The sequence below is a fragment of the Rhizobium terricola genome (genome assembly GCF_012927355.1).
In the GTDB taxonomy this organism is placed as follows: domain Bacteria; phylum Pseudomonadota; class Alphaproteobacteria; order Rhizobiales; family Rhizobiaceae; genus Allorhizobium; species Allorhizobium terricola.
In genome coordinates, this window is the sequence record NZ_JABBGK010000001.1 from 1,551,532 (window position 1) to 1,577,324 (window position 25,793).

Annotated in this window: 24 protein-coding genes, 1 tRNA gene and 1 pseudogene; 13 read left to right on the forward strand and 13 right to left on the reverse strand. The window is 62.2% G+C overall.

All coding sequences use genetic code 11. From position 1 onward, the window contains the following. Positions 1 to 28 precede the first annotated feature (28 nt). Entirely contained in the window at positions 29 to 1,012 is a 984-nt protein-coding gene (locus tag HHL25_RS07440; protein ID WP_169588678.1) for an MliC family protein, read from the reverse strand. A 279-nt stretch (positions 1,013 to 1,291) separates the two neighbouring features. On the opposite strand from HHL25_RS07440, the gene HHL25_RS07445 reads away from it, so the two are divergent. Then, the gene (locus tag HHL25_RS07445; RefSeq protein WP_169588680.1) at positions 1,292 to 1,486 is read left to right on the forward strand and encodes a hypothetical protein; all 195 of its coding nucleotides are present in this window, start codon (positions 1,292 to 1,294) and stop codon (positions 1,484 to 1,486) included. Positions 1,487 to 1,617: 131 nt separating this feature from the next. Here HHL25_RS07445 and HHL25_RS07450 read toward each other — a convergent pair. After that, positions 1,618 to 1,693 (reverse strand) — tRNA-Thr (locus HHL25_RS07450). A 166-nt stretch (positions 1,694 to 1,859) separates the two neighbouring features. On the opposite strand from HHL25_RS07450, the gene HHL25_RS07455 reads away from it, so the two are divergent. Both HHL25_RS07455 and HHL25_RS07460 read left to right on the forward strand, forming a co-directional pair. Continuing rightward, on the forward strand, positions 1,860 to 2,633 hold the full coding sequence (locus tag HHL25_RS07455; RefSeq protein ID WP_169588682.1) for an NAD kinase: 774 nt from the start codon (positions 1,860 to 1,862) through the stop codon (positions 2,631 to 2,633). Between the two features lie 12 nt (positions 2,634 to 2,645). Continuing rightward, the gene (locus HHL25_RS07460) at positions 2,646 to 3,161 is read left to right on the forward strand and encodes a hypothetical protein (protein ID WP_169588684.1); all 516 of its coding nucleotides are present in this window, start codon (positions 2,646 to 2,648) and stop codon (positions 3,159 to 3,161) included. Positions 3,162 to 3,186: 25 nt separating this feature from the next. On the opposite strand, the gene HHL25_RS07465 is transcribed toward HHL25_RS07460, so the two are convergent. Further along, positions 3,187 to 3,840: a TetR/AcrR family transcriptional regulator gene (locus tag HHL25_RS07465; RefSeq protein WP_169588686.1), complete on the reverse strand. Its 654-nt coding sequence runs from the start codon at positions 3,838 to 3,840 to the stop codon at positions 3,187 to 3,189. Positions 3,841 to 4,005: 165 nt separating this feature from the next. Here HHL25_RS07465 and HHL25_RS07470 point away from each other — a divergent pair, with 165 nt between their 5' ends. Next, positions 4,006 to 5,229: a multidrug effflux MFS transporter gene (locus tag HHL25_RS07470; RefSeq protein ID WP_169588688.1), complete on the forward strand. Its 1,224-nt coding sequence runs from the start codon at positions 4,006 to 4,008 to the stop codon at positions 5,227 to 5,229. 64 nt (positions 5,230 to 5,293) lie between these two features. On the opposite strand, the gene prfB is transcribed toward HHL25_RS07470, so the two are convergent. The 3 genes from prfB to HHL25_RS07485 all read right to left on the reverse strand — a co-directional run bounded on the left by prfB (position 5,294) and on the right by HHL25_RS07485 (position 10,456). Beyond that, a protein-coding gene (gene prfB / locus HHL25_RS07475; RefSeq protein ID WP_169588690.1) for a peptide chain release factor 2 occupies positions 5,294 to 6,422 on the reverse strand; the annotation gives its coding sequence in 2 pieces (ribosomal slippage) (positions 5,294 to 6,352 and positions 6,354 to 6,422; 1,128 coding nt in all). Between the two features lie 99 nt (positions 6,423 to 6,521). After that, positions 6,522 to 8,969: a penicillin-binding protein 1A gene (locus tag HHL25_RS07480; RefSeq protein WP_169588692.1), complete on the reverse strand. Its 2,448-nt coding sequence runs from the start codon at positions 8,967 to 8,969 to the stop codon at positions 6,522 to 6,524. Positions 8,970 to 9,196: 227 nt separating this feature from the next. After that, complete coding sequence (locus HHL25_RS07485) at positions 9,197 to 10,456, reverse strand: N-acetylmuramoyl-L-alanine amidase (RefSeq protein ID WP_169588694.1); 1,260 nt, start codon at positions 10,454 to 10,456, stop codon at positions 9,197 to 9,199. A gap of 682 nt (positions 10,457 to 11,138) precedes the next feature. On the opposite strand from HHL25_RS07485, the gene HHL25_RS07490 reads away from it, so the two are divergent. After that, entirely contained in the window at positions 11,139 to 14,003 is a 2,865-nt protein-coding gene (locus HHL25_RS07490; RefSeq protein WP_169588696.1) for an Rne/Rng family ribonuclease, read from the forward strand. Between the two features lie 225 nt (positions 14,004 to 14,228). On the opposite strand, the gene HHL25_RS07495 is transcribed toward HHL25_RS07490, so the two are convergent. Then, positions 14,229 to 15,386 carry a pyridoxal phosphate-dependent aminotransferase gene (locus HHL25_RS07495; RefSeq protein ID WP_169589650.1) on the reverse strand — a complete coding sequence of 386 codons (1,158 nt, stop codon included), beginning with the start codon at positions 15,384 to 15,386 and terminating at the stop codon, positions 14,229 to 14,231. A gap of 207 nt (positions 15,387 to 15,593) precedes the next feature. Between HHL25_RS07495 and HHL25_RS07500 the strand changes: the two genes are divergently transcribed. The 7 genes and pseudogenes from HHL25_RS07500 to HHL25_RS07530 form a co-directional block, all read left to right on the forward strand. Further along, positions 15,594 to 16,355 carry a DsbA family protein gene (locus HHL25_RS07500; protein WP_169588698.1) on the forward strand — a complete coding sequence of 254 codons (762 nt, stop codon included), beginning with the start codon at positions 15,594 to 15,596 and terminating at the stop codon, positions 16,353 to 16,355. Between the two features lie 130 nt (positions 16,356 to 16,485). Further along, positions 16,486 to 16,923 carry a type II 3-dehydroquinate dehydratase gene (gene aroQ, locus HHL25_RS07505; protein ID WP_169588700.1) on the forward strand — a complete coding sequence of 146 codons (438 nt, stop codon included), beginning with the start codon at positions 16,486 to 16,488 and terminating at the stop codon, positions 16,921 to 16,923. A gap of 22 nt (positions 16,924 to 16,945) precedes the next feature. After that, a complete protein-coding gene (gene accB, locus HHL25_RS07510; protein WP_169588702.1) occupies positions 16,946 to 17,413 on the forward strand; it encodes an acetyl-CoA carboxylase biotin carboxyl carrier protein in 468 nt (155 codons plus the stop codon). Positions 17,414 to 17,417: 4 nt separating this feature from the next. Then, positions 17,418 to 18,767, forward strand: a complete 1,350-nt coding sequence (accC, locus tag HHL25_RS07515; RefSeq protein WP_169588704.1) for an acetyl-CoA carboxylase biotin carboxylase subunit — start codon at positions 17,418 to 17,420, stop codon at positions 18,765 to 18,767. 12 nt (positions 18,768 to 18,779) lie between these two features. Continuing rightward, positions 18,780 to 19,394 (forward strand): leucyl/phenylalanyl-tRNA--protein transferase, encoded by a 615-nt coding sequence (aat, locus tag HHL25_RS07520; protein ID WP_169588706.1) that lies wholly within the window; start codon positions 18,780 to 18,782, stop codon positions 19,392 to 19,394. Between the two features lie 189 nt (positions 19,395 to 19,583). Next, positions 19,584 to 20,945: an AAA family ATPase gene (locus HHL25_RS07525; protein ID WP_169588708.1), complete on the forward strand. Its 1,362-nt coding sequence runs from the start codon at positions 19,584 to 19,586 to the stop codon at positions 20,943 to 20,945. 15 nt (positions 20,946 to 20,960) lie between these two features. Then, positions 20,961 to 21,437 (forward strand): annotated as a pseudogene (locus HHL25_RS07530) (TOPRIM nucleotidyl transferase/hydrolase domain-containing protein); the annotation flags it as partial. Positions 21,438 to 21,492: 55 nt separating this feature from the next. Here HHL25_RS07530 and HHL25_RS07535 read toward each other — a convergent pair. The 5 genes from HHL25_RS07535 to HHL25_RS07555 form a co-directional block, all read right to left on the reverse strand. Continuing rightward, positions 21,493 to 21,972, reverse strand: coding sequence for a VOC family protein (locus HHL25_RS07535; protein WP_169588712.1), 480 nt, complete (start codon positions 21,970 to 21,972; stop codon positions 21,493 to 21,495). Between the two features lie 482 nt (positions 21,973 to 22,454). Next, positions 22,455 to 22,694, reverse strand: coding sequence for a hypothetical protein (locus tag HHL25_RS07540; protein WP_169588714.1), 240 nt, complete (start codon positions 22,692 to 22,694; stop codon positions 22,455 to 22,457). Between the two features lie 184 nt (positions 22,695 to 22,878). Continuing rightward, entirely contained in the window at positions 22,879 to 23,718 is an 840-nt protein-coding gene (locus HHL25_RS23475; RefSeq protein ID WP_246701702.1) for a DUF2155 domain-containing protein, read from the reverse strand. A gap of 85 nt (positions 23,719 to 23,803) precedes the next feature. Then, entirely contained in the window at positions 23,804 to 24,202 is a 399-nt protein-coding gene (locus HHL25_RS07550) for an NADH:ubiquinone oxidoreductase subunit NDUFA12 (protein WP_169588716.1), read from the reverse strand. Positions 24,203 to 24,306: 104 nt separating this feature from the next. Beyond that, entirely contained in the window at positions 24,307 to 24,774 is a 468-nt protein-coding gene (locus HHL25_RS07555; protein WP_169588718.1) for a GNAT family N-acetyltransferase, read from the reverse strand. 59 nt (positions 24,775 to 24,833) lie between these two features. On the opposite strand from HHL25_RS07555, the gene HHL25_RS07560 reads away from it, so the two are divergent. After that, positions 24,834 to 25,271 carry a hypothetical protein gene (locus tag HHL25_RS07560; protein ID WP_169588720.1) on the forward strand — a complete coding sequence of 146 codons (438 nt, stop codon included), beginning with the start codon at positions 24,834 to 24,836 and terminating at the stop codon, positions 25,269 to 25,271. A gap of 24 nt (positions 25,272 to 25,295) precedes the next feature. Here the strand turns inward: HHL25_RS07560 and HHL25_RS07565 are convergent, their stop codons facing one another. Further along, entirely contained in the window at positions 25,296 to 25,793 is a 498-nt protein-coding gene (locus HHL25_RS07565) for a GNAT family N-acetyltransferase (RefSeq protein WP_169588722.1), read from the reverse strand.

Sequence of the window (25,793 nt, forward strand, 5' to 3'; positions counted from 1 at the left end):
AAATTGCAACATCTTGCCAAACGTCAAATTACTCCGGCGCGCGACAGGCAATGTCACCCGGGCGCGCCGACAGCTTCGTCCCACCCGCGGCCACCTTGCGCGACACCGGATACTCGATCACGTTCGGCCAGGCCTTTATCGTGGCAGAGGATGCGGGATCGGTATCGATCAAAGGCTGGTAGGCCGGCAGGCAATCCGGCATCGCCCGGTCGGCCGCCAGATCGAGCGCCTTTCTGATCTCTGTACTGCAGCTCTCCGGCGAGGCCAGCAGCGAGCACTCCGCCGCATAGACCCGGCGATACTGCAACACCGCCCCGGTATCGCTGACCTCCGCGGCTTCGATGTCGTCGCCCGCCATCACGTCGTCGAACAGGCGCTTGCCGGTTTGGGCATCATAGACGACGAAGGGCAAGCCTCCGTTCCAGCCGTCAGCGCCCTTGAAGAAGACGTAAGGCCCCTTGGCGCCCCAGAGATAGCCGGCCGTATCGTCCTCGATCTGCCGGTCGCCCGGCTCGCCGAGCCTGCAGGCGGCAGAGGCGGGCGCGATGAACAGGGCGGCCGCCCCCTTTTCGCCGAGGTCGAGTTCCTTCAAGGCGAAATCTGCATAGTGCCGGCAGCGCAGCCGGCCCGGCATGTCGAAGCCGGTGTCGCCCGCTGCGATAGCGAGGCTTTCCGCGCGCGGCACATCGAAGAGCCGGCCGGTTGTCGATTCGGCACTGCAGACGACCGGCATGCGACGCCCGATGGCGAACCGCACCTCGTCTCCCTTGCCGCGCAATTCGTGGCGACCGGAGGAGTACCAGAAGCCCGAGGCCGCGGGCTGCTCGGGCAAGGACAGCTCCGTTCCGTCACCCAACCGGACCTCGGCGGAACTGTCCGTATACTCGACCGAAAGAAAGCTGCCGTCCTCGCAACGATACTGCACCTCGGTCGCCCCTGCCCCCGCAGTCGTGAGGCAGAGCCCGGACGCCGCCAGCAAGAGGGTGAACGCAGATTGCCGAATGCAGGCCATGAACATCTCTCCCGAACTGGTTTCGGCGACACGATGCCAGAGGGCGCGACCGCTGGAAAGAGGAGGCCTCGCCGACCGCACAACCGGTTCTGGATGCCGCATAGGGAGAGATCCCGTGCGAACGTGTTTGCCGGCATTCGGGCCAATGCACCCGAAAATGGACCGGCTGCCATATCCCCGTCGCGATCGTGGTTAACGATCGGTCAACGGATCGCTTGATAGGGTTGGGAACTCAAACGATCGCTCCGCCGTTCTCCACGGCCACTGGGAGGAAAGACCATGTTCACGCTGCTGACGTCCATCCGGGAAAACACCGTCGAGACTCCCGATACCGGCACCTTTGCCGACGGTGCCTTCACCATCCCGCTGGTCGACCTGCGCGCGGCCTCCCGCCAGGACGTTCGCCGCGGCGCCTATGCCCGCGACTACGGCGCCGGTCGCAAAGTCCAGCCGGACCTGATCGGCTACGCCTGAGGAAAGGGCGCGCCGCCATCCGGCACCCGAAAAAATGTATAATTTGTCATACTCCAAAGCCGCGAGCGGGCGCGGCTCCGGCAGAAGAATGCCGTATTAAAGGCAACGGATCTATCTACTTGAGAGAGAGATGGTGCCCCCGGCAGGGTTCGAACCCGCGACCCCCTGATTACAAATCAGGTGCTCTACCAACTGAGCTACAAGGGCATTGTCGCCGTCATTAAGCAGATTTGCGCGCCGGGTAAAGAAAAATCTGGCAGTCGTCAGTTTGGCTGTGGAGAGCATGGCGACCGTGTTCTCCTTCGGCCCGTCAAACGCCTTGTCGCTCACGCCCTTTATCATGTACCACAGTCGCGACCAAAAAGGGCTGTCCATGTCGCGTTCGTTCCGCTCGCTCTCCTTCATCGCCTCCAATGCCGAGGAAGCCCAGGCTTCCCGTGAAGAACTCGTGGCGCGCTACGGCAATGTCGCACCGACGGAGGCCGACGTGATCGTGGCCCTTGGCGGTGACGGTTTCATGCTGCAGACGCTGCATGACACGATGAATTCCGGCAAGCTGGTCTACGGCATGAACCGAGGGTCGGTCGGCTTCCTGATGAACGACTTTTCCGTCGAAAACCTGCATGAACGAATCGCCGCCGCTGACGAGAACGATTTTCATCCATTGCGGATGACGACCTCCAATGCGGACGGTTCGATTTCGATCGCACTCGCCATCAACGAAGTCTCACTGCTGCGCCAGTCCTACCAGGCGGCAAAACTCCGGGTGATCATCGACGGGAAGGTGCGGCTCGACGAGTTGATCTGCGATGGCCTGATGGTGGCGACGCCCGTCGGCTCGACGGCCTACAACCTCTCCGCCCACGGGCCCATCCTGCCGCTCGAGGCCCCACTTCTGGCGCTGACCCCCGTCAGTCCGTTCCGGCCGCGCCGCTGGCGCGGCGCGCTGCTGCCCAACAAGGTGTGCGTCGATATTATCGTGCTCGAGGCGGAGAAGCGGCCTGTCAACGCGGTCGCCGACCACACGGAGGTCAAGTCTGTGCTCCAGGTGAAGATCGCGCAGTCGGAGGACACGACGGCCCGCATTCTATCCGATCCCGACCGCTCCTGGTCGGATCGAATCCTCGCCGAACAGTTTTCAAACTGAGGGAGACAAGGCATGATCCCGCAGCTTATCGCCGGTGCAGGCCTCCTCGCCCTGTTTCTCACCTCGACGGCCGTCCGGGCCGATGAGATCGACCAGTTGCCAGTGACGGCGACCTTCGTCATCAGCGGCGGCTTCTGGGAAGGTGACGCCGACGTCGAGACCGCGCCCAAGGCCTCCGGTGAAACACCGGCCCCGGCGCCGGCCACGAGCGCTGCGGAAAGCCAGCGCGGCTATTACAAGCTCGTTTCCATCCGGCAGCCCGACCGCACCGCCAAGGTCTATCTGCAGCAGATCCTCAGCACGGAAGGCGGACCACAGCTCATCGAAAGCGTCGAGCTCGAGGAGTTTTCGGCGATCAAGCCCTATGTCACCGACATCCGCCCGGAAGATTCGACCGGCGTCAGCCGGCAGGCCGGGTTCTTCGCGACCGTCTACCTGAAGACCTCGCCCGAGCAGGTCGAGCCGGAGGGCTGGACAGTGCTGATCGACGAATTCGGCGAGATCCGAGTCGAGCGCGAGACGAACTGATTCGCCTAAACCGGCCGCGTCGGCTTCAACGCTTGCTGAAGGCCTTCAGGAAGGTGCGAACGGCATTACGCGCCAGCCCGTCCAGTTCGCTCTCCGGGATCGGAATACCGAGTTGCAGGTCTGAGCGCACGTCCGACATCACGAGCGCCATGAACTGGCGAGCGGCAAGCGACGGATCCTCTACATCGAGATAGCCGCCATGGGCAAGCAAGGCGAAACGGGCGGCCATGGCAGGATGCTTGCGGCCCGGCCCGTACTCGCGCCAAGTGGCAAAAAGCTCCGGATGGCGCGTACCTTCGAGCGAGAGCAGCCGCAGCAGCCAACGCCCGCTCGGTTCGCAGACCGCAACCCGCAAAAGGCGGACGGCAAAGGCGACGAGATCTACTTCCAGATCCTTCGGCGCGTCCGGAAACGTCTCGAGCACGGCGAAGAAGGCCGCGCTCGAGCGTTGCGTGACATCGGCCACGACCGCCTTGAAGACTTTCTCCTTGTCGCCGATCTGGTTGTAGACCGTCTGGCGCGACACCTCGGCACGCGCTGCGATCGCGTCGATGCTCGCGCCCGAATAGCCGCTCTCGGAAAAAATCGCGGCGGCGGCGTCGATGATGGCGTCGCGCTTGGTGCGGGCGCCGGATGAGGCCGCGGACGCGGGAATCGGTATCTGCGTGGTGTGATCCATGGCTCACCATAGAGGGGCTTGACTAATTGGACAATCGTGTCCAATATTTTTGACATTACATTCACATCATGGGTTCGGCCCCGCCGTGCCCGGTTAGCAAGCCCTTTCCTTTTCGGTTCACCTCCCCCCGCAGCATCGTTTTGCGGTGACGCAAAGGTTTTCTTCATGCAACAGAATTCCAGGGCCTCCCTGCCCATCGTCCTCGGCCTGATGACCGCTATTGGTCTTTTCGCCATCGATATGTATCTGCCGTCCCTGCCGGAAATCGGCGCGGGGCTCAACGCCGACAGCGGCGCCGTTCAGGCGAGCCTCGTCTCCTTCTTCGTCGCCATGGCGCTGTCGCAACTGGTCTACGGCCCAGTGTCCGACATGATCGGCCGCAAGAAGCCACTTTATTTCGGTCTCACGCTTTTTGCGGTCGGTGGCATAGGCTGCGCGCTCTCGCCGTCGATCGAGTGGCTGATCGGCTTCCGTGCCCTGCAGGGCGTCGGCGCCTGCGCCGGCACCGTGCTATGCCGGGCGATCGTGCGTGACCTCTTTACCGGTGTCGCAGCCGCGCAGCTGATGTCGCGGCTGATGCTGGTCTTCAGCGTCTCCCCGATCCTTGCACCGCTCGCCGGCAGCATGGTGACGACGGTCGGCAGCTGGCGCGCCATCTTCGGCGTGATGGTCGTCGCTGCCGCTCTCGGCGTGGTTCTCGCCGCGCTGCTGCTGCCGGAAACCCGCACCGCCGAGGCCCGCAGCCAGAGCAGCCTCGTCGGCGCGCTGAAATCCTACCGGACACTGCTGCGCGATCCCTACTATCTCGGCCTCGTGCTCATCGCGTCTTTCGGCATGTCGAGCTACATGATCTACGTGGCGAACTCTTCCTTCGTGCTGATCGAGCATTATGGCCTCACGCCCGGGTTCTACAGCGTCGTGTTCTCGCTCAACGCGATCTCCTTCATCGGCGCATCGCAGATGAACGGGCGCCTGTCACGACGCTTTGGCCTTAGAAGGCTGATCCGCTTCGCCGTCGGCGGGTTCGCGCTCGCCGCGACCGCGCTGTTCGTCCTCTTCGAACTCGGCCTCGGCAGCCTGCCGTTGATGTCGGCACTCCTCTTCGTGTCCTACGGTTTCCTTGGCATGGTCATCCCGACCTCTGCGGTTCTGGCACTCGAGGGACACGGCCGGATCGCGGGGACGGCCTCGGCCCTCATGGGCACGCTGCAGTTCGTCACCGCCTCGAGCGTGATCGGCATTGCCAGCCTGTTTTTCGACGGGACGGCGTTACCGATGATCGGCACTATCGCGGCCTGTGCGATCGCGGTGCTGTTCATCGCGATCATGACCCTGCGCCCCGAAACGACCGGCGCGTTTTCGACCGAACCCGCCGACGAACGTGCATGAACGAAAAACGGCGGGACCCAAGTCCCGCCGTTTGTTTTCCTGACTGCACTCGATCGTCCGGAGATCAGTCGAGGTCGGCGACCGCGTCGGCCTTGCCGCTGATCCGGTGCGCCAGGGCCGCTTCCATGAATTCGTTGAGGCCGCCGTTGAGGACGTTGTCCGGATCGGTGCTTTCCACGCCGGTCCGCAGGTCCTTGACCAGCTGGTAAGGCTGCAGAACGTAGGAACGGATCTGGTGACCCCAGCCGATGTCGGTCTTCGACGCCGCTTCGGCATTGGCCGCCTCTTCCCGCTTCTTCAGTTCGGCCTCGTACATGCGGGCACGCAGCATTTCCCAAGCCTTGGCGCGGTTCTTGTGCTGCGAGCGCTCCTGCTGGCAGGCAACGACGATGCCGGTCGGGATGTGCGTGATACGCACCGCCGAGTCGGTCGTGTTGACGTGCTGGCCACCGGCGCCCGACGAGCGATAGGTATCGATACGGCAGTCGCCTTCGTTGATGTCGATCTGGATCGAGTCATCGACGACCGGATAGACCCAAACCGAGGAGAACGAGGTGTGGCGGCGCGCGTTCGAATCGTAGGGCGAGATGCGGACCAGGCGATGGACGCCCGATTCGGTCTTCAGCCAGCCATAGGCATTGTGGCCCTTGACGTGGATCGTCGCGGACTTGATGCCGGCCTCTTCGCCGTCGTGCACTTCCATCACCTCGACCTTGAAGCCCTGCTTTTCCGCCCAGCGGATATACATGCGCAGAAGCATGTTGGCCCAGTCCTGGGACTCGGTGCCGCCGGCGCCGGAATGGACTTCGAGATAGGTGTCGTTGCCGTCGGCCTCGCCCGAGAGCATGGCCTCGACCTGCAGACGCCCGGATTCCGCCTTCAGCGCCTTCAGCGCATCCTCGGCTTCCTTGACGATCTGCTCATCGCCTTCGTCCTCGCCCATCTCGATCAGCTCGATGCTGTCCTTCATCTGCTGTTCGAGGCGCTTCACGCCGTTGATGCTTTCGTCCAGCTGCTGGCGCTCGCGCATCAGCTTCTGGGCTTCCTGGGCGTCATTCCAGAGGTTGGGATCCTCTGCCTTGTTGTTCAACCAGTCCAGTCGTCTTATCGCCTGGTCCCAGTCAAAGATGCCTCCTCAGCAGGCTTATGGCCTGCTTGATTTCGTCGACAACATTCTCGATTTCACTGCGCATTTCGCTCGCTTTCACCTTGGATGAAAAACTCGCCCGTCAATTAGTTGCGGCCGTCCCTTCTGTAAAGGGGCGGCCGCATGCTCAAACGGATCGATAGGGTCAGAACAGGCCGCCGGCACCGGATGTCACGGCCTGGTTGGCCTGCGGCGATTCCCGAAGGATCTCTTCCGGCGCAGCATAGCCTTCCATACCGATGACGGAGAAGGTGTCGGCGGGGCCGGTGCCAGGCTTGAAGGCTTCGGTGATCGTGTCGGGATCGCCTTCGGCGGCGTACATGCCGGTCTTGCGGTTGACGGGGATCAGGCTCATGCCCTCCGGCAGGTGGAACTTGCCGGGCGGCGTGCCGGCAACGGCCTCCTGCATGAACTCGTTGAAGATCGGCGCGGACATCGAGCCGCCGGTCGCGCCGCGGCCGAGCGGGGTCGGGTTGTCGTAGCCGATATAGAGGCCGGCGACGAGGTCGGGCGTGTAGCCGACGAACCAGGCATCCTTCTCGTCATTGGTCGTACCGGTCTTGCCGGCGACCGGGCGATCAAGCTTGATCTTGCCGGCAGCGGTACCGCGCAGGACCACGCCCTCCATCATCGAGGTGATCTGGTAGGCGGTCATCGGATCGAGAACCTGCTCGCGGTTGTCGACGACGGCGGGCTCCTCCTGACCTTCCCAGGCATTGGCGTTGCAGCCGTCGCAGGTACGCTCCTCATGACGGAAAATGGTCTTGCCATAACGGTCCTGGATGCGGTCGATGAGAGTCGGCTTGATCTGCTTGCCGCCGTTCGCCAGAACCGCATAGGCAGAAACCATGCGCAACACCGTTGTTTCCCCTGAACCAAGCGACATCGACAGCACCGGATTCATCTTGTCATAGATGCCGAAGCGTTCGGCATATTCAGCCACCAGGTTCATGCCCATGTCGTTGGCGAGGCGGACCGTCATCAGGTTACGCGACTTCTCGATACCGAGACGCAGTGTCGACGGGCCGGCCGAGCCGCCGCCATAGTTCTGCGGCCGCCAGACCTGACCGCCGGCGACGAACTCGATCGGGGCGTCCATGATAACCGATGCCGGTGTATAGCCGTTGTCGAGCGCTGCGGCATAGACAAACGGCTTGAAGGACGAACCGGGCTGGCGCATGGCCTGCGTGGCGCGGTTGAACTCCGACTGTGCGTAAGAGAAACCGCCGACCATGGCGAGCACGCGGCCGGTATGCGGGTCCATGGCCACCAGGCCACCCTGCACCTTCGGCGGCTGGCGCAGCTTGTAACCGCCCTCACCCTTCGGCTCGACATAGATGACGTCGCCGGCAGTGAAAACGCCTTCCGGCGACTTTGCCGTCTTACGGTCGCCATTGGCCGAGCGGTAGGCCCAATCCATGTCGTCGGCCATGACGCGACCGGTCTCGCGCTCGGCGACCACCTTGCCGCCTGCCTCCGTGGCGGGCTGCAGACCGATATCGACACGCGACGAGGAGACCGCAAGCACGACGGCGAGCTTCCATTCCGGTACGTCGCTCAGGCCCTTGACCTTGGCGAGTTCGGCACCCCAGTCGCCCGAAACGGCGATGTTGGCGACCGGGCCGCGGTAGCCGCGACGCTGGTCATAGGTGACGAGACCGTCCTGCAGCGCCTTACGGGCGAAGATCTGCATCTTCGGGTCGAGCGAGGTACGAACGGAGAGCCCCCCCTCGTAGAGCGCCTTGTCACCGTATTTCTCGATGATCTGGCGACGCACTTCCTCGGAGAAGTAATCGGAAGCGAAGACGTTGGCCCCGGACCGACGACCGGTAACACCGAGCGGCTGCTTCTTGGCTTCTTCGCCGTCGGCCTTGGTGACGAAGCCGTTCTCGACCATCCGGTCGACAACCCAGTTGCGTCGTTCGACGGCCGCTTCCGTGTGCCGGAAGGGATGATAGTTCGACGGCCCCTTCGGCAGAGCCGCGAGATAGGCGGTCTCGGCGATTGTGAGCTCGGTCACCGATTTGTCGAAATAGGTGAGCGCAGCCCCGGCGATGCCGTAGGCATTCATGCCGAAGAAGATCTCGTTCAGATAGAGTTCGAGGATCTTGTCCTTCGAATAGGTCTGCTCGATGCGGAACGACAGGATCGCTTCCTTGACCTTGCGGTCGATCGTCTGGTCAGCGGACAACAGGAAGTTCTTGGCGACCTGCTGCGTGATCGTCGAAGCCCCGACCGGGCGGCGGCCGGACCCGAAATTCTGCAGGTTGACGAGGATGGCGCGGCCGAGGCCGTAGATGTCGACCCCCGGGTGATTGTAGAAGTTCTTGTCTTCCGCCGAGAGGAATGCGGCCTTGACGCGATCGGGAATGGCCTGGATCGGCAGGAACAGGCGCCGTTCACGTGCATACTCGGTCATCAGCGCGCCGTTGCCGGCGTGAATGCGCGTGGTGACGGGCGGCGCGTAGCTCGAGAGGACAGCGTAGTCCGGCAGATCTCTGGAGACCCCGTTCAGATAAACGGCGACGACGCCCGCGACGATGAGGGCGAGGACGGACGCGAGTCCGAAGAGATAACCAATCAGTCTGATCATGTTCGAGCTACCGGCAATGCTTTCGGTTCAGCGCGCAATGGGCGAACATCGCACATAGCGAGGCGTTATGCACGTCATTGGCCCCTTGGCAAGACGCAAGCGGCCAGCAATCATTCCCGCAGGATTCGAAAGCAATCCGCCTCGTTCGGAGTAACGGCCCGATTGTGAGGAAAATAGGGCCACTGTCCTGTTATGCCCGCAACATTCAGCGAGGATCAATCGCGATTTCAGCCCCCGTTCGCCACCAGTGGCACGCGGTAACGCTTTATTGCAGCAACCAGCAGATCGGCGATCTTCGCCCGCCAGGCCGGATCGAGCAACAGCTTCTCGTCGTCCTTGTTGGACAGGAAGCCGATTTCGAGCAGGATCGACGGCACGTCATGGGCCTGCAGGACGCGGAAACCGGCGTAGCGATGGGGATTGTTGATCAAGGCCACCTGCCCCTCGAAGGACTTCACAACGGCATCGGCGAGCGAGATCGAGAAGGCCTGGGTCTCGCGCCGGGTCAGGTCGAGCAGGATGTCGGAGACTTCTGCCGGCTCGGTTGACTGATTGACCCCGCCAACGGCATCGGAATGATTTTCGCGTTCGGCGAGATCGGCGGCCATCCGGTCCGAGGCCTTGTCCGAAATCGTGTAGACGGTGGCGCCGCGGATGTTGTTCTGCCCCAGCGTGTCGGCATGGAAGGAGATCAGCAGGTTCGCACCGCGCTGGCGGGCGATGGTGACGCGCTCGGAAAGGGAAAGAAACTCGTCTCCCTCGCGGACCAGAAAGGCCTCGATGCCGGCCTCCGGCTTCAGGCGCTCCTTGAGTGCCTTGGCAAAGGCCAGCGTGATTTCCTTTTCCGCCGTTTTGGTGGCTGCACCAGCCGCGCCGGCATCGATACCGCCGTGCCCGGCATCGATGGCGATGACGAAAGCCCCCGGGCTTGCCTGCTCGGATCCACCGACACGGTCGCCGCGGGTTGCCGCCGTCGTCTGCTCGCCGCCGTTCCAGGCCTGACTCGCCACAAGCTTTTCGAAATCCTGCGCCGTGACCATTTCCGCGTCGAGCACGAGGCGATAGCCCTTGCCGTCCTCGTTCGCCATCACCTCGCTGCCGACCAGCCGCGCCGGCCGTTCTGCCGTGAGCACGAGCCGAGCGGAATCGACGTCCATCGAGCCGTAGCGGATGTCGCGGAAAAGGCCCCTCGCCTGCAAATCGGCATCGGGAAAGGTGAAGACGGTCGATGGCAGGTCGACCACGATGCGATCGGGCTTGGCGATATAGCGCACTTCGATCTCGGGTTTGCGGTCGAATTCCATGACAATGCGCGTGCGGGCGCGATCGCCGACGATGCGCGCCGCATATGCCGCGATCGGATCGGAGGATGCGGCCTTCACGCCGCCCGGGAAAGCGAAGGCGGCAACCACCGGCAGCACGACGGCGACGATTCGCGCAAATGCACGCGTCTGGACTGCAAAGCGTCTCGGACGAGACCATTTCATATGGATGCGCTTCCCCGTAACAGAATTTCTGCCATCGCCTCTTAGCGTGCCGATCCCATCAATCTCGTATGAAATCAGTCCCCCCGAGCCAAAATCCACGGCAAATTTCCCGATCGAAGTGTATCAAAACGGCACAAGTGCCGAAAAAGACCGAGAATCGCGAATTGTCACCGAAACAGGCTAATCAATCGATATTATGGCATAATTTCGTTTCCCCTTGCTATTGTCACAGAGAAAACATACAAGGCACGGGAGGGTTAAAAGTGCCAACGGGATAGAATGACCGCCGCGGCTGCCAACCTCTTCAAGGACTTGGCGCCTAGCTTGTCGGACACTCATCCGCCGTCTCCGTATTTTTATCCTGAAACTTGTTTAACACGCCGGCCCGGCCGGCAAACGTAACTGGTGGATGTCCACCACATGCTCTGACGAGCACTCATCGGGTCCCAAGGGGCCTATGTCATTGTCGTTTTCGTTCGGTCTTTGATGTCGTTGCAGTTGGTATTGAACACTCTTGGCGGGTCGGGCTCTTCGAGGATCCCGACGGCCGTTCAATTGCTGCCAGCGCACCCCGCCGGGCGAGAACATCTATATCCGGCGCCCAGCCCCTCAAGCCTCACCCGCACCAAAGTACAGCGAGCGAGTGGACAGCTTCCAGGCGGCGCCGAGGAGCACATCTTAAATGGCAGACAAAATGCTGATCGACGCGTCTCACGAAGAAGAGACGCGCGTTGTCGTCGTACGCGGTAACCGCATAGAAGAATTCGACTTCGAGTCCCAACACAAGAAGCAGATCCGCGGCAACATCTATCTGGCGAAGGTCACGCGGGTCGAACCCTCGCTTCAAGCCGCGTTCGTCGACTACGGCGGCAACCGCCACGGCTTCCTGGCCTTTGCCGAAATCCACCCGGACTACTACCAGATCCCCTATGCCGACCGTCAGGCACTGCTGAGCGCGGAAGCCGAGGAACATCGCCGTGAGGACGATGGAGACCTGGAAGACGCAGCTCCGGTCGTCGATCTCGCGACCCAGGAGCAGCCCGATACGGGCATCGTTCCGGCAACGGAAACCATCGTCGAGACCGAAGCAGAAGTCGTAGCGGAGGCTCCGGCTGAAGCAGTTGCGGAAGAAGTCGCCGCCGAGGAAGAAGCCCCCAAGGCAAAGCCGAAGCGCGTCCGCAAGCCGCGCGCCAAGAAGGCCGCAGCCGAGGCGGAAGAACAGCCCGCCGAGGCGAGCGACGCTGGTGACGATGACGGCCGCAACGACATGGCCGCACTTTTCGAGACCGACGACGAGATCTCGGAAGACACCGACGGCCGCCGCGGCCGCGACGACGATTTCGACGATGACGACGACGATGGCGACGGCGAGAAGGAAGAGATCGAATCCGTCGGCGCCGAAGACGCCATGGAAGAGGTTCCGGACCGCGTCGTGCGCAAGCCGCGCAAGCAGTACCGCATCCAGGAAGTCATCAAGCGCCGCCAGATCCTCCTGGTCCAGGTCGCGAAGGAAGAGCGCGGCAACAAGGGTGCTGCCCTCACCACCTACCTGTCGCTCGCCGGCCGTTACTCGGTCCTGATGCCGAACACCGCCCGTGGCGGCGGCATTTCCCGCAAGATCACCCAGCCGACCGACCGCAAGCGCCTCAAGGAAATCGCGCGCGGCCTCGAAGTGCCGCAGGGCATGGGCGTGATTCTTCGTACCGCCGGTGCAAACCGCACCAAGGTCGAGATCAAGCGCGACTTCGAATACCTGATGCGCCTCTGGGAGAACGTCCGCACGCTGACGCTCAACTCGACCGCGCCCTGCCTCGTCTATGAGGAAGGCTCGCTCATCAAGCGCTCGATCCGCGACCTTTACAACAAGGACATCAGCGAGATCATCGTTTCGGGCGAAGAAGGCTATCGCGAAGCGAAGGACTTCATGAAGATGCTGATGCCGAGCCACGCCAAAGTGGTTCAGCCCTATCGCGATCTTCATCCGATCTTCTCGCGCTCCGGCATCGAAGGTCAGCTCGACCGCATGCTGCAGCCGCAGGTGACGCTGAAGTCGGGCGGCTACATCATCATCAACCAGACCGAAGCTCTGGTTTCGATCGACGTCAACTCCGGTCGTTCGACCCGCGAATACTCGATCGAGGATACGGCACTCCAGACCAACCTCGAGGCTGCGGAAGAAGTAGCGCGTCAGCTCCGCCTGCGCGACCTTGCCGGCCTCGTGGTGATCGACTTCATCGACATGGAAGAGAAGCGCAACAACCGCGCGGTCGAGAAGAAGCTCAAGGATTGCCTGAAGAACGACCGCGCCCGCATCCAGGTCGGCCGCATCTCGCATTTCGGCCTGCTTGAAATGTCGCGCCAGCGCATCCGCGCATCGGTTCTCGAATCGACCACCCAGCTCTGCCCGCATTGCGGCGGAACGGGTCTCATCCGTTCGCAGTCTTCGGTCGCGCTGCACGTCCTGCGCGGCATCGAGGAATTCCTGCTGAAGAGCACGACGCATGACATCACCGTGCGCACCACGCCGGAAACGGCGCTCTACCTCCTCAACCAGAAGCGCGGCACCATCGTCGACTACGAGCACCGCTTCGGCGTGTCGATCGTCATCGACAGCGACAGCTCGGTCGGTTCGCAGCATTTCGGCATTGACCGCGGCGAAGCGGTTGCCAATCCGGTCAAGATCGAAAGCCTGATGCAGATGCTTCCGGCGATCGAAGAGGACGATTTCGTTCCCGAGCCGGAGGAAGAGGAAGAAGACGAGGAAATCATCGCAGCCGCACCGTCGGCCCAACCTGCTGCCGCAAATGGCGAGGAACAGGGCGGCCGCAAGCGCAAGCGTCGTCGCCGCCGCCGCAACAAGAACGGCCAGGGCGGTAATGGTACACAGGGCGGCGCCGACGGTGACGGCGACGAGGATGAAGGCGACGAGGGCGACGAAGACACCGCCATCGAGGCCGGAGAGGAAGCTCGCGAAGATGCAGCCGAAGCGGCGGGCGATGATAGCCAGAAGCGCAAGCGCCGTCGTCGCGGCAAGCGTGGCGGCCGTCGCAACCGTCCGGGCGAGGAAGGCGGCGAAGCCGGTGTAGAGGCATCCGGAGAGGATGAGTCGGAGGACGACAGCGACACCGAAGCCGCTCTGATCGAGGAGATCGCGGAACAGGCGGCCGCCGAAGAACCCACGGCTCAGGCGGTCATCGAAGCGGGCGAGGAAATCGTCGCGCCGAAGCCGCGCCGAAGCCGCAAGGCCAAGGTTGTCGCATCGCCGGTCGAAGAGCCGGTGATCTCGGCCGAGCCCGAAGCCAAGGCCGAAGCGCCGGCTGCAGAGCCGGTCGCAGAACCGGTCGCGGAGCCCCCCGCAGCAGAAAAGGAAGAGGCTGCTGCCGAGGCGGAAGCCGTGGAAGAGGCAAAGCCGGCCCGCGCCAATCGGCAGTCGAACGTGTCTTCGTCCGAACCGGTCGTGACCTCGGTCAAGACCGCGGCCGAGGGAGACGAAGAGCCGCCGAAGCCGAAGAAGGGTGGCTGGTGGCAGAAGCGCGGCTTCTTCTGAGACGTCGCGCCTCAAGCCGAACATGATCAAAGGCCGCGTCGAACGCGGCCTTTTTTCGTTGTTGCGGGTCGTGGGCAAAGGCGGCAGGCGGACCATAGGCGACTGCAAATGCAGTCCGGATCGAACGCCCGGCATACGAAGCGGCCAGCGTTCACATTTCGATTCAAGGCCCTGTCAATTTGATTCCGGAAACGCCGCCAGGGCGTTGATCCGGAATCGTTTTTCTCAAGGCAACCAGCGCGCCATCCGGTCGGTTGCCTCGACCATCTCGGCATAGGTGCCCGCATAGGAGATGCGCAGCGCCCGGTTCCCCTCGACCGGATCGAAATCCATGCCGGGCGTTGCCGCGACATCAATCTCGGCCAGCATCCGCCGGGCAAAGGCCATGCTGTCATTGGTGAACCGGCCGACATCTACATAGGCGTAGAAGGCGCCATCCATCGGCGACAGCAACGGCAGGCCCAGCTCGGGCAACCGCGTCATCAGGAAGTCGCGGTTGCGCCGGCAGCTCGCCTTGTAGTGCTCCAGCTCCTCTTCCGCATCGAGGGCCGCGATCGCGGCGATCTGCGACAGTTCCGGGGCGGAGATGTAGAGGCTCTGCGCCAGGCATTCGAGCGGCCGGACGATGTGGTCCGGTACCACCATCCAGCCGATGCGCCAGCCGGTCATGCAATAGTATTTCGAGAACGAGTTGATGATGACCGCCTCGTTGCCAATCTCGAGCGCAGTCGCCTCTTCGCCCGCATAGGTGAGCCCGTGATAGATCTCGTCGGAGATCAGCGTGATCCCCTGCCCCTGGCAATAGTCATAGACCGCCTTCAGCTGCCCGCGGCCGGTAACGGTGCCGGTCGGGTTGGCCGGGCTCGCGAGCAGAACGCCCTTCAGACGCACGCCGGCGTTCGACTGCGCCGCTTCGAGGCTTTCGGGCGTCAGGGTGAATTGCGTCTCCTCGTTCACCGGCACTTCGACGACGGTCAGCCCGAGCGCCGAGAGAATGGCGCGATAGGCCGGATAACCGGGCCGCGCGATTGCCACCGCATCACCCGGATCGAAGAGTGCGAGGAAGGCAAGGTTGAAGCCGGCAGACGAGCCCGTGGTGACGACGATCCGGGCGGGATCGACCGCGACACCGTGTCGCCGGCGATAGTAGTCGGCCAGCTTGCTCCTCAGCTCGGACAGGCCAAGCGCATCGGTATAGCCGATGCGGCCATGGGCGAGCGCCTCGCGCGCCGCAGCCAGGGCTGCCTGCGGCGCCGGATGACCGGGTTGGCCGACGGCCATCGAAATGACCGGCGCGCCGGCATTTCTGCGCCGGGTCGCCTCGGCCAGAAGGTCCATGGCATGGAAGGGTTCAACTGCACTGCGTCTGGAAAGGGAAACCACCAAAACCTCGCTCCGGTCTCGTCAAGGGCGCCCGACAATTGCCGTATTATTGCGTTGTTCACAATGGCGAGAGCGTTCAGGCGCAGCCCTTTTTTCCGATTTCACTTGCCGCGCGCTGCCGATACGCTACAGCAAATCAACGGGCTGGGATGGCGAGGATCATCCGGCCGAGATCCGCGGTGGCGGAATGCCCATGAGAGGAATGACATGGCCTTCAGTTTCAAGAAACTTGCAGCAACCGCCCTGGTGCTGATGCCGGTGGTGCTGCCCACGAGCGCAGGCGCCCTGGACGACGCGCAGAAGAAGGAGATCGGCGATTTCATCAAGGAATACCTGATCGCCAATCCGGAAGTCATGCTCGAGGTGCAGGACGCCCTCGAAAAGAAGCAGCAGGCCGCCCGTCTCGAACAGGCTTCGGCCGCCGTGAAGGAAAACAAGGACGCGCTGTTTGCCTCCTCGCACGACATCACGCTCGGCAATCCCAAGGGTGACGTGACCGTCGTCGAGTTCTTCGACTACAATTGCGGCTACTGCAAGCGCGCGCTTTCCGACATGGACGCGATCCTGGCGAAGGACAAGAATGTCCGCTTCGTGCTCAAGGAATTCCCGATCCTCGGACCGGAATCGCAGGCGGCCCACAAGGTCTCCGACGCGTTCCGCAAGATCGCTCCGGAAAAATACGGCGACTTCCACCGCGCCCTGCTCGGCAGCGAGGGCCGCGCCGGTGAAGAGAGCGCGCTTGAAGTGGCGGCCTCGCTCGGCGTCACCGAAGAGGCGATCCGCGCCAAGATGGCCGAAAGCCCGAATGACGAGTCCGTCAAGGAAGCCTATCAGCTGGCAACCAGCCTCGGCATCACCGGAACCCCCTCCTACATCGTCGGCGATGAAGCCGTGTTCGGCGCCATCGGCTCCGATGCGATCGAAGAGAAGGTGGCCAACGTCCGCAGCTGCGGCCAGACGGCCTGCTGACCTCGGTTTCCTGCCCCTGTCCGAAATAGCCCTCATTTTCGGGGGATCGAATCACCGTCGGGCCGCTAGGGGCTTTCCCTTGCGGCCCCAGCGGTCTATAGGAGGCGGTTGAAAGTCGACGGAACCGCAGATGAGCAAAACAATTTTCGTTCTGAACGGCCCCAATCTCAACGCGCTCGGCAAACGGGAGCCAGGGATCTACGGGGGCAAGACGCTCGCCGACATCGAGGCCGACTGCATCGCCGCAGGCCTTGAACTCGGGTTTACCGTCGATTTCCGCCAAACCAACCACGAAGGCATGCTGGTCGACTGGCTGCACGAGGCTGGCGAAAAGGCGGTGGGCGTGGCGATCAATGCCGGTGCCTATACGCATACCTCGATCGCATTGCACGACGCCATCCGGGCGATCGGCGTTCCGGTCGTGGAGGTGCATATCTCCAACGTCCATGCCCGGGAAGAATTCCGCCACACGTCCATGATCGCGCCTGCCGCTAAGGGCGTGATCTGCGGTTTCGGCCCGCACAGCTACATCCTGGCGCTTCACGCGCTGAAGAACATCACGCAATAACAAGAATACAGGACCCCTTTCCATGGCTGACAAGAAATCGGGAATCGATCAGGCTCTGATCCGTGATCTGGCAAACATCCTCAACGAGACGGATCTCAGCGAGATCGAAGTCGAACAGGACGACATGCGCATTCGCGTGTCGCGCGCCGCGCCGCAGATGATGGCGATGCCGCAGATGCCGGCCTACCAGGTCGCAGCACCCGCCGTGGCCGCGGCAGCCGCCCCGGTCGCAGCCGCCGAGCCCGCCCGCAACCTCGCCAATGCCGTCACCGCCCCGATGGTCGGTACCGCATACCTTGCTCCGGCTCCGGGTTCGCGTCCGTTCGTCGAAGTCGGCTCGATCGTCAAGGAAGGCCAGACGCTGCTCATCATCGAAGCCATGAAGACCATGAACCAGATCCCGGCGCCGCGTTCGGGCAAGGTGGTCGAGATCCTCATCGAGGATGGTCGCCCCGTCGAGTACGGCGAACCGCTGGTGGTCGTCGAGTAAGCCGATGAGCTCGATTTCGAAGATCCTCATCGCAAACCGCGGCGAAATCGCCCTCCGCGTCCTGCGCGCCTGCAAGGAACTCGGCATCGCGACCGTCGCGGTGCATTCGACTGCCGACGCGGACGCCATGCATGTGCGCCTCGCCGACGAAAGCGTGTGCATCGGCCCGCCGCCGTCGCGCGACAGCTATCTCAACATCCACCAGATCGTCGCGGCCTGCGAGATCACCGGTGCCGACGCCGTTCACCCGGGCTACGGCTTCCTGTCGGAGAACGCCAAGTTCGCCGATATCCTGGATGCCCACGGCATCACCTTCATCGGGCCGACCGCCGAGCATATCCGCCTGATGGGCGACAAGATCACCGCGAAGCAGACCGCCGTCGAACTCGGCATTCCGGTCGTTCCGGGCTCGGACGGCGAAGTGACGGCGGAGAACGTGCTGGAAACCGCGCGCGCCATCGGCTTCCCGGTCCTCATCAAGGCCACCGCCGGCGGCGGCGGTCGCGGCATGAAGGTCGCCAAGACCGAGGACGACCTCGATGAGGCGTTCAATACAGCGCGGACGGAAGCCGCAGCCGCCTTCGGCAACGCCGCCGTCTACATGGAAAAATATCTCGGCAAGCCGCGCCACATCGAGGTGCAGGTCGTCGGCGACGGTGCCGGCAACGCGATCCATCTCGGCGAACGCGACTGCTCGCTGCAGCGTCGCCACCAGAAGGTCTGGGAAGAAGCCAATTCCCCTGCCCTCAACGTCGACCAGCGCATGAAGATCGGCCAGATCTGCGCCGACGCGATGAAGAAGATGAAGTACCGGGGCGCCGGCACGATCGAGTTCCTCTACGAAAACGGCGAGTTCTATTTCATCGAAATGAACACCCGCCTGCAGGTCGAGCACCCGATCACCGAAGCGATCACCGGCATCGACCTGGTGCACGAACAGATCCGCGTCGCCTCGGGCGCCGGCCTTTCGGTCACCCAGGACGAGATCGTCTTTTCCGGTCATGCCATCGAATGCCGCATCAACGCCGAGGATCCGCGCACCTTCGTTCCCTCGCCCGGCACGATCACGCATTTCCACGCACCCGGCGGCCTTGGCGTTCGCGTCGACAGCGGCGCCTATGCCGGCTACAAGATCCCGCCCTATTACGACAGCCTGATCGGCAAGCTGATCGTGCATGGACGCACACGCGTCGAATGCATGATGCGGCTCCGCCGCGTGCTGGACGAGTTCGTCGTGGACGGCATCAAGACGACGCTGCCGCTGTTCCAGGACCTGGTCGCCAACCAGGACATCGCGAACGGCGACTACGACATCCACTGGCTGGAAGACTATCTGGCCAGGACCTCCGCCTGAGGTGACTTAGGAATGGCAGGGCGCCGCAGCAGGGATCAGAGCTTAACGCCGGAACTCCTGCTGCGCGCCTATTCCATCGGGCTCTTCCCGATGGCGGATGCCGCAGACGACCCGGAGATCTTCTGGGTCGAGCCGGAGATGCGCGGGATCATCCCGCTCGACGAGTTCCACGTCTCCAAAAGCCTCCTGAAGACGATCCGCAAGAAACCCTTCGACATCCGCTTCGACACCGCCTTCGACCGCGTCGTCGAGAAGTGCGCGGAAGAGGTCGACAACCGGCCGAGCACCTGGATCAACCTGACCATCCGGGACCTCTACGGCGCCCTGCACCGCCTCGGCCACGCCCATTCGGTCGAGGCATGGGAGGGCGACGAACTGGTCGGCGGCCTCTACGGCGTCTCGCTCGGCTCGGCCTTCTTCGGCGAAAGCATGTTCTCCCGCCGCACCGACGCCTCGAAAATCTGCCTCGTGCATCTGGTGGAGCGACTGAAGGAGCGCGGCTTTACCCTGCTCGACACGCAGTTCACCACGGAACACCTGAAGACGTTCGGGGCGGTTGATGTTCCGAAGGAGGCGTATGGGGTGTTGCTGGATAAGGCGATGGAGAGCGAGACGGTGGAGTTTTGAGTGGGAAGAGTGGACCGTTTGGAGTCCAATCGAGGGACAAGTGTTCCCAAACGTTCGGAACATGGCTTCCGCAGCGGATTCTCGTGCCGCGGAAAAAACAATGGGGCCGCCTTCACAGATCACCCATCAGCCACTGCTTGAGTGAAATGAAAGGGGTAGCTATGCTGTTTCGGGTGGCAGGGGAAGGCCGTGCGAATAGAATATATTCAGATATCAAATATTCTCAGTTTTTCTTATCGCCGCGACGTAGGTCAAGCGGACAGAATTGCTTTTGATGATGGCTTAAACATTATCATTGGCGAAAATGGCTCGGGAAAATCGACAGCCCTTGAGGTTATAAATTTCCTTTTTCGGAGGGTAATTTATCGACATTTTCGCTTTAATCGCGAGCTATTCGGACGCCAAGCATCGCTTAATTCAAGCGATAGAAAGCAAATACTTCAGCCCGTAGACAACAACGATTTGAGCGGCTTCAGACTGGATCCAAACTGGGATAGCGAAGATCAAGAACAGCGCATTCGCATATCTGTACAGCTCGACAACATTGACCGACAGAATATATCTAACATCCGAAACCATTTTTGGGATCTGAACCAGACGCTAGGATCGTACTCGAATTACCAACCAAATACGGATGGGAAAGAGCGCGATAGCTACGTCATTGACGTTGTCGTCGACAAAAGGGCGAATAGTTTCTCTGTTCAATTGCAGAATGGCGATAAGGATTTTGGCTTCACTTATCTAAGTGATTACCATTTCTTTAGGGAGGCCATCGCTCTCTACAACACCCTAACAGTTGGAGAGAAGATACCGCCACTTTACGAGAGCTTTACCCTGATCAGCAGCTATCGCAACTATCACGCATTTCAGCCCTCGATCTCGCTCAGCCACGCCCCCGCCTCTCAGCAGATCCAAGAAATCCGGAATCAGGATTTCAACAAGAGCCTTAATGCCACTGACAACAACGAGCCATCTGTCTTCGCTCTAGTCCGATTGCAAGTTGCCGAAAGGCACTTTGAACTGACTTCACAGGCTAAAGACCTCGCACAGTGTGAGCTAGAAGCTAATGACCTTCCGTTTATACGATCAGTGAATGAACGATTACGGATTGTGAATCTTCGCTGCCAAATCAAACTTATCGACCAGCGGACCTGGCAATACCGTTTTGAGTTTCATGACACGCGCCGCAATAAGCCGATCGGCGACATCAATAGCTTAAGTGCGGGTCAAAAGGCGATCATACATCTGGTGCTCGAGGCATACGGAAGGGGTGAATTGAAAGGCGGCGTCGTCATCATTGATGAACCCGAAATCCATCTGCATTACCAGTTTCAACATGAGTATCTTCAGGTTCTTCGCGAATTGAACCGTACCCAATACTGCCAGTACATCCTGGTCACACACTCTGAGTCGCTCATAAACTCCAGCACGATAAACTCCGTGCGCCGCTTCGCCCTCGATGCGAACGGTCACACCTCAATATACTCGCCAACACTATCTTCAGATCAGAAGAGCCTCATACGTATTCTCGACAACTCGCGCTCGACCTAAGCATTCTTTTCGAAAAAGGTGATCCTGGTAGAAGGAGAGACGGATCGCTATTTTTTCAGAGCACTTCTTCAAGAGAGGCACCTCAGTCTCGAACAAGAAATTTCGGTTCTTCACGTGGGAGGAAAGGGGCAACTTCAAAAATGGCGAAGCTTGTTCACAAGCTTCGGCCTGCGGGTATACGCAATTGCCGACTTCGACTACATCGTAAATTTGCACTATCGTGAAAGCAAAAGCACAAAGCTTAAAACAACCGCACAAATCTCAGAATTTAAGCGGTCCAATCCAGACTGGGAACAGCACCTGATTAATTTGAGGAAAGATCGAATCTTTATCCTCAGCGAAGGCAATCTTGAGATCTACCTCGGCACTGAAAAAGACCTCAGTCACGTGATCGAATTCTGTCAAAACCGTCTTACGTCTTTTCTCTCCGACGAGACTTCCAGCAGGAGCAGTGAAGTGAAGTCGATCATAGACACCATAGCTACTGAATAGCTCGGTCAACTACCAAGTGATATTAGGCTGCAGAGAGATCACTTGCCTTCCGCCCTCACCCCCTTCTCGCCGCATCGATCTTCGCGACGTCGATCTTGCCCATCTCCATCATTGCTTCAAACGCCCGTTTCGCCTCATCGCCGCCCGCCGCCATGGCTTCGGTCAGGGTGCGCGGGGTGATCTGCCAAGAGAGGCCCCAGCGGTCCTTGCACCAGCCGCAGGCGCTTTCCTGCCCGCCGTTTCCGACGATGGCGTTCCAGTAGCGGTCGGTCTCTTCCTGGTCGTCCGTCGCGATCTGGAAGGAGAAGGCTTCCGACTGCCGGAAGGCCGGGCCGCCGTTGAGGCCGAGGCAGGGGATGCCGGCGACGGTGAATTCGACGGTCAGCACATCGCCCGCCTTGCCGGAGGGATAGTCGCTCGGCGCCCGGTGGACGGCCTTCACCTGGCTGTCGGGAAAGGTTTCCGCGTAGAAACGGGCGGCGGCCTCGGCATCCTTCTCGTACCACAGGCAGATGGTGTTCTTCGGAATGGCCATGGTTTCTCCTCCCCGGCTCCGGACATCCCTGCATTGCACGCCTGAAAGACGGTTGCGTCAAGGGGAGTGGATGGTCGCGATCGGAGTGAAGCCCCCCTCTGGCCTGCCGGCCATCTCCCCCACAAGGGGGGAGAACACGTGGGGCGGCGTCTCTCGCGAAGGAGCCGGGTGGGATCGCGGCGCGGGCGACGAGGGTTTGGCCGGGTTAAGCCCTCCCCCTTGTGGGGAGGGTTTGGGAGGGGACGAGAGGCCGCGGCGCGGGGCACCCCCTCTGGCCTGCCGGCCATCTCCCCCACAAGGGGGGAGACCGGCTGAGCCGCCGGCCTGTCGTCCGCCTCTGGCGTGTGCTGAACAGAGCGGCAAACGCGGCGCCACGCTCTCCCCCCTTGAGGGGGAGATGTCACGTAGTGACAGAGGGGGGTGTACCATATCGGATAGCCCTCCCCCTTGTGGGGAGGGTTTGGGAGGAGTCTTTGGGAGCCTTACGCCGCCGTCAGGTCGGCCGTTTCGCCGAACTGGACCAGCAGGCGCGGGCTCGTCATGTCGCCGCTCTCCTCGTCCACCTGCACCGAATAGGCCGCGACGCCGATATGGCGGGCCGACATGGCGGTGGCGATCTTTTCGGCAGACACCGCATTGGAGGCCTGGCGCATCTCGCCGGGCACCACGTTTCCGCGGTTCTTCTTGAACGGCATGACGATGAATTTTTCAGAAAGGGACATAATCGAGACTCCTGTATGTTCCCTAATTGTTCTCATTCAAGGACATTGTCAAGCGCGGCATTGCACCGTGACGTCAAACCGGGTTGCGGACATGGCCATTCAAGCCGCTTTCCGCTCAGCTGCCGGAAGACGGGCGCCGTGGAGGGCCAGGTCTAACTTGTGAAACGTGAGGGTCTGTGCGGGCTCAGTAAAGCCCGACACCGGGCGGCGGGGCTCCGGCACCGGGCGGCGGGGCTCCGGCACCGGGCGGCGTTCCGACATCAGCCGGCGGCAGCAACTGCCCCTCGGGCACCGGCTGGCCGTCCTCAGGGAAGCCGTTTTGGGGCAAGCCGTCCTGGGGCAAGCCGTCCTGCGGGAAATCGGTCGGCGGCAAGGCGTTGCCGGGCACGTCCTGCGGGATTTCCTGCGGCGCGTCGAGGGGCGGCACGACGCCGGGTGCGGCTTCCCCTGCCAGGCCCTCTGCGGGTGCCGCGTCTGCCGGTGCGGCTGCGCCCGGATCGACGGACGGCTGGGCCGTGCCATCGGTTGCCGGCGCCGGGGCTGCTGCCGCCTTGGTCGGTTCGGGCGCCGCATGGGCGGCCTTCACGCCGGGCGGCGCCGGCACGTCGGACTTCTCCTTGCAGCCGGTCAGCCAGACGTCATAGATCGCGTGTTCGACGGCGTTGAGCGCCGGGCTGTCGGCGAACATCCAGCCGGAGAAGATGCGGCGGATCTTGCGGTCGAGGGTGATTTCGTCGACCTCGACGAAGCCGTCGATCTTCTGCGCTTCGGTCTCGTCGCGCGAATAGCAGACCTTCGGCGTCACCTGAAGGGCGCCGAACTGCACGGTCTCGTCGATATAGACGTCGAAGGAGGTGATGCGGCCGGTGATCTTGTCGATGCCGGCAAATTCGGCGACCGGATTGGAAATCCGCTCGGCCCGGGCGGTTCCCATGCCGGCAAGCGTCGCGGCGGAAACGGACAAGGCCGCCATGCCCAGCACAGCAAGGGTTGAGCCACGCCCGAAACGCTTCATGTCTGCCATTCTCCAGCCTTCAAATCCGTGGGCGCCGCTCGCAGCTCGGGCGCCACACAGAGGCCCTAGAACCGAAATGTGGCCAAATCGGGTGTCAGTTGCCGGGGGTCCAGGCGTCGTAGTCGCCGGTCACGCGCGGACGCTCGCCGGTTGCGGCGATCGAACCCTGGGGGCGGTAGGCAGCGGCCGTGCCGGTCGGGTTGGCGCGATGCCCCTTCTGCCATTCGGCGGCCTTGTAGTCTTCCTTCGACGGCGGAACGTCGGTGCGGTAGTGCATCCAGCCGTGCCAGCCGGCCGGGATGGAGGAAGCGTCCGCATAACCCTTGTAGATGACCCAGCGGCGCGGCAGGCCGAAGGTGGTCTTGCCGCCTTCGTAATAGATGTTGCCGAACTGGTCTTCGCCGACCTTCGTGCCCTTGCGCCAGGTGAAGAACCGCGTGCCCATGGTCTGACCGTTCCACCAGGTGAAAAGTTCCAACAGAAGCTGCTTCATGTCTCGTCCTTGGTCCGTGCCGGTTGCGGCAGTCGGCTTGTCATCTTTCTCCGCTTATGCCGCCTCCCCGGCCGGTTGTCCAGTGATTCGCCGCGTTGCGGCACTCATTTCAGCTTGTACTTGAAGCCGAAATGGCTGCGGATAAAACCGAGCCGCTCATAGAAGCGGTGCGCGTCGGTGCGCCGCGCGTTCGAGGTCAGCTGGACAAGGCGCAATCCCTGCCGTTCGGCCTCTGCGACGCAATGGCGGATCATCGCCGCGCCGATCCCCTGCCCCCGGCAATCGGACCTCGTATGCACGGCCTCGACGATCATCGCCGTCGATCCGCGGCCCGACAGCGTGGTGGTCAACAGGGTCTGGAAGGTGCCGACGACCTCGCCGTCGCGTTCGGCCACGTAGAGCGTTTCCCGCGGCGTCTGCTGGAGCGTCCGGAAGGCGGCGAGATAGTCGGCACGCGCGGCCTCGTCCGTCGTGTCGCCGTGGCCGCCGACATCGTCGGAGGCAAGGATTGCGACGATGGCGTCCAGATCATTTTCGGTAGCTCGCCTGATCGCGATCGTTCCCGCTTGCATGCTTCATCCTTCCCGGCGTTAATCGGTCCGGACGTTAGGAACAGAGGGAGGCGCTCAGTATGACACTCGGACGGTTTTGCACCACTATTTTTGCTCTGACCATGGTCGCGGCCACGGCCTTCGCCGAGGAAGGCGGGCGACAGGGCATCGCCTTCGTCCAGGCGCCGGAAATGTCGAGCGGGGTGTGCACGGGCAAGGACGCGGCCAGCGCCTTCGACTGCGCCAAGAAACAGTGCATCGACGGTGGTGGCACGGCGGAAGACTGTCTGGAGCAGGCCTATTGCTTCCCGGCACGCTTCAGCGTCGACGTCTTCATGCAGTCGTCCGAGGGACCGCACTGGCACGAGTATCTGTGCGGCTGGGAAAGCAAGGAACTGGCACTCGCCGCCGCCAAGGTCGCCTGCGACAACGTCAAGCGGCCGGACCTTATCGAATGCACGGCGGTTCTGACCTATGACGAGGACGGGACGTCGGAAGAAGTACCGATGGACAACTGATCGGGCCGAAACACCTGCAGGCTGTCAGCCGAGGCGTTTTTCCATGACGATCGCCGGCAGGCCGCTGTCAGGCCCGCCGCAGCTCGTCGTGCGGTCGACCTCGGCGAAGCCGTGCGCCTCATAGAAGGCGATCGCGGCGGCATTCCTCGGCTCCACTTCCAGCCGCATGATCTCGGCGTCTGGAAAACAGCTCTCGAGCTCGGCGAAGAGATCGCGGCCGATCCCCATGCGCAGGCATGAGGGATGGACGTAGAGCTGGTGCAGGAAAGCCGTCTTCGCCAATTTCGAGGACATGGCCGCGTAGGCCATGCCGCCGAGCCGGCGGCCGTCATCGGCCACCAGGAATTCGCCGCCCTTCTTCTCGATTCGGGCCTTCAGGGCCGGGATCGAGTGCCAGGCGTCGACCAGCTCGCGCACCTTCTGCTCACCGTAGAACGCATCATAGGTGGCGTGAAAGGCGTCCGACAGCAGGGTGCGGAGCGCTTCCGCATCCTTGAGGCTGGCGGTGCGGACGAAGAACAA

Bases quoted from the DNA above. Each gene is read 5' to 3' on its own strand.
- HHL25_RS07440 (WP_169588678.1), bottom strand. From the start codon at position 1,012: ATGGCCTGCATTCGGCAATCTGCGTTCACCCTCTTGCTGGCGGCGTCC.
- HHL25_RS07445 (WP_169588680.1), top strand. From the start codon at position 1,292: ATGTTCACGCTGCTGACGTCCATCCGGGAAAACACCGTCGAGACTCCC.
- HHL25_RS07455 (WP_169588682.1), top strand. From the start codon at position 1,860: ATGTCGCGTTCGTTCCGCTCGCTCTCCTTCATCGCCTCCAATGCCGAG.
- HHL25_RS07460 (WP_169588684.1), top strand. From the start codon at position 2,646: ATGATCCCGCAGCTTATCGCCGGTGCAGGCCTCCTCGCCCTGTTTCTC.
- HHL25_RS07465 (WP_169588686.1), bottom strand. From the start codon at position 3,840: ATGGATCACACCACGCAGATACCGATTCCCGCGTCCGCGGCCTCATCC.
- HHL25_RS07470 (WP_169588688.1), top strand. From the start codon at position 4,006: ATGCAACAGAATTCCAGGGCCTCCCTGCCCATCGTCCTCGGCCTGATG.
- HHL25_RS07480 (WP_169588692.1), bottom strand. From the start codon at position 8,969: ATGATCAGACTGATTGGTTATCTCTTCGGACTCGCGTCCGTCCTCGCC.
- HHL25_RS07485 (WP_169588694.1), bottom strand. From the start codon at position 10,456: ATGAAATGGTCTCGTCCGAGACGCTTTGCAGTCCAGACGCGTGCATTT.
- HHL25_RS07490 (WP_169588696.1), top strand. From the start codon at position 11,139: ATGGCAGACAAAATGCTGATCGACGCGTCTCACGAAGAAGAGACGCGC.
- HHL25_RS07500 (WP_169588698.1), top strand. From the start codon at position 15,594: ATGGCCTTCAGTTTCAAGAAACTTGCAGCAACCGCCCTGGTGCTGATG.
- aroQ (WP_169588700.1), top strand. From the start codon at position 16,486: ATGAGCAAAACAATTTTCGTTCTGAACGGCCCCAATCTCAACGCGCTC.
- accB (WP_169588702.1), top strand. From the start codon at position 16,946: ATGGCTGACAAGAAATCGGGAATCGATCAGGCTCTGATCCGTGATCTG.
- accC (WP_169588704.1), top strand. From the start codon at position 17,418: ATGAGCTCGATTTCGAAGATCCTCATCGCAAACCGCGGCGAAATCGCC.
- aat (WP_169588706.1), top strand. From the start codon at position 18,780: ATGGCAGGGCGCCGCAGCAGGGATCAGAGCTTAACGCCGGAACTCCTG.
- HHL25_RS07535 (WP_169588712.1), bottom strand. From the start codon at position 21,972: ATGGCCATTCCGAAGAACACCATCTGCCTGTGGTACGAGAAGGATGCC.
- HHL25_RS07540 (WP_169588714.1), bottom strand. From the start codon at position 22,694: ATGTCCCTTTCTGAAAAATTCATCGTCATGCCGTTCAAGAAGAACCGC.
- HHL25_RS23475 (WP_246701702.1), bottom strand. From the start codon at position 23,718: ATGGCAGACATGAAGCGTTTCGGGCGTGGCTCAACCCTTGCTGTGCTG.
- HHL25_RS07550 (WP_169588716.1), bottom strand. From the start codon at position 24,202: ATGAAGCAGCTTCTGTTGGAACTTTTCACCTGGTGGAACGGTCAGACC.
- HHL25_RS07555 (WP_169588718.1), bottom strand. From the start codon at position 24,774: ATGCAAGCGGGAACGATCGCGATCAGGCGAGCTACCGAAAATGATCTG.
- HHL25_RS07560 (WP_169588720.1), top strand. From the start codon at position 24,834: ATGACACTCGGACGGTTTTGCACCACTATTTTTGCTCTGACCATGGTC.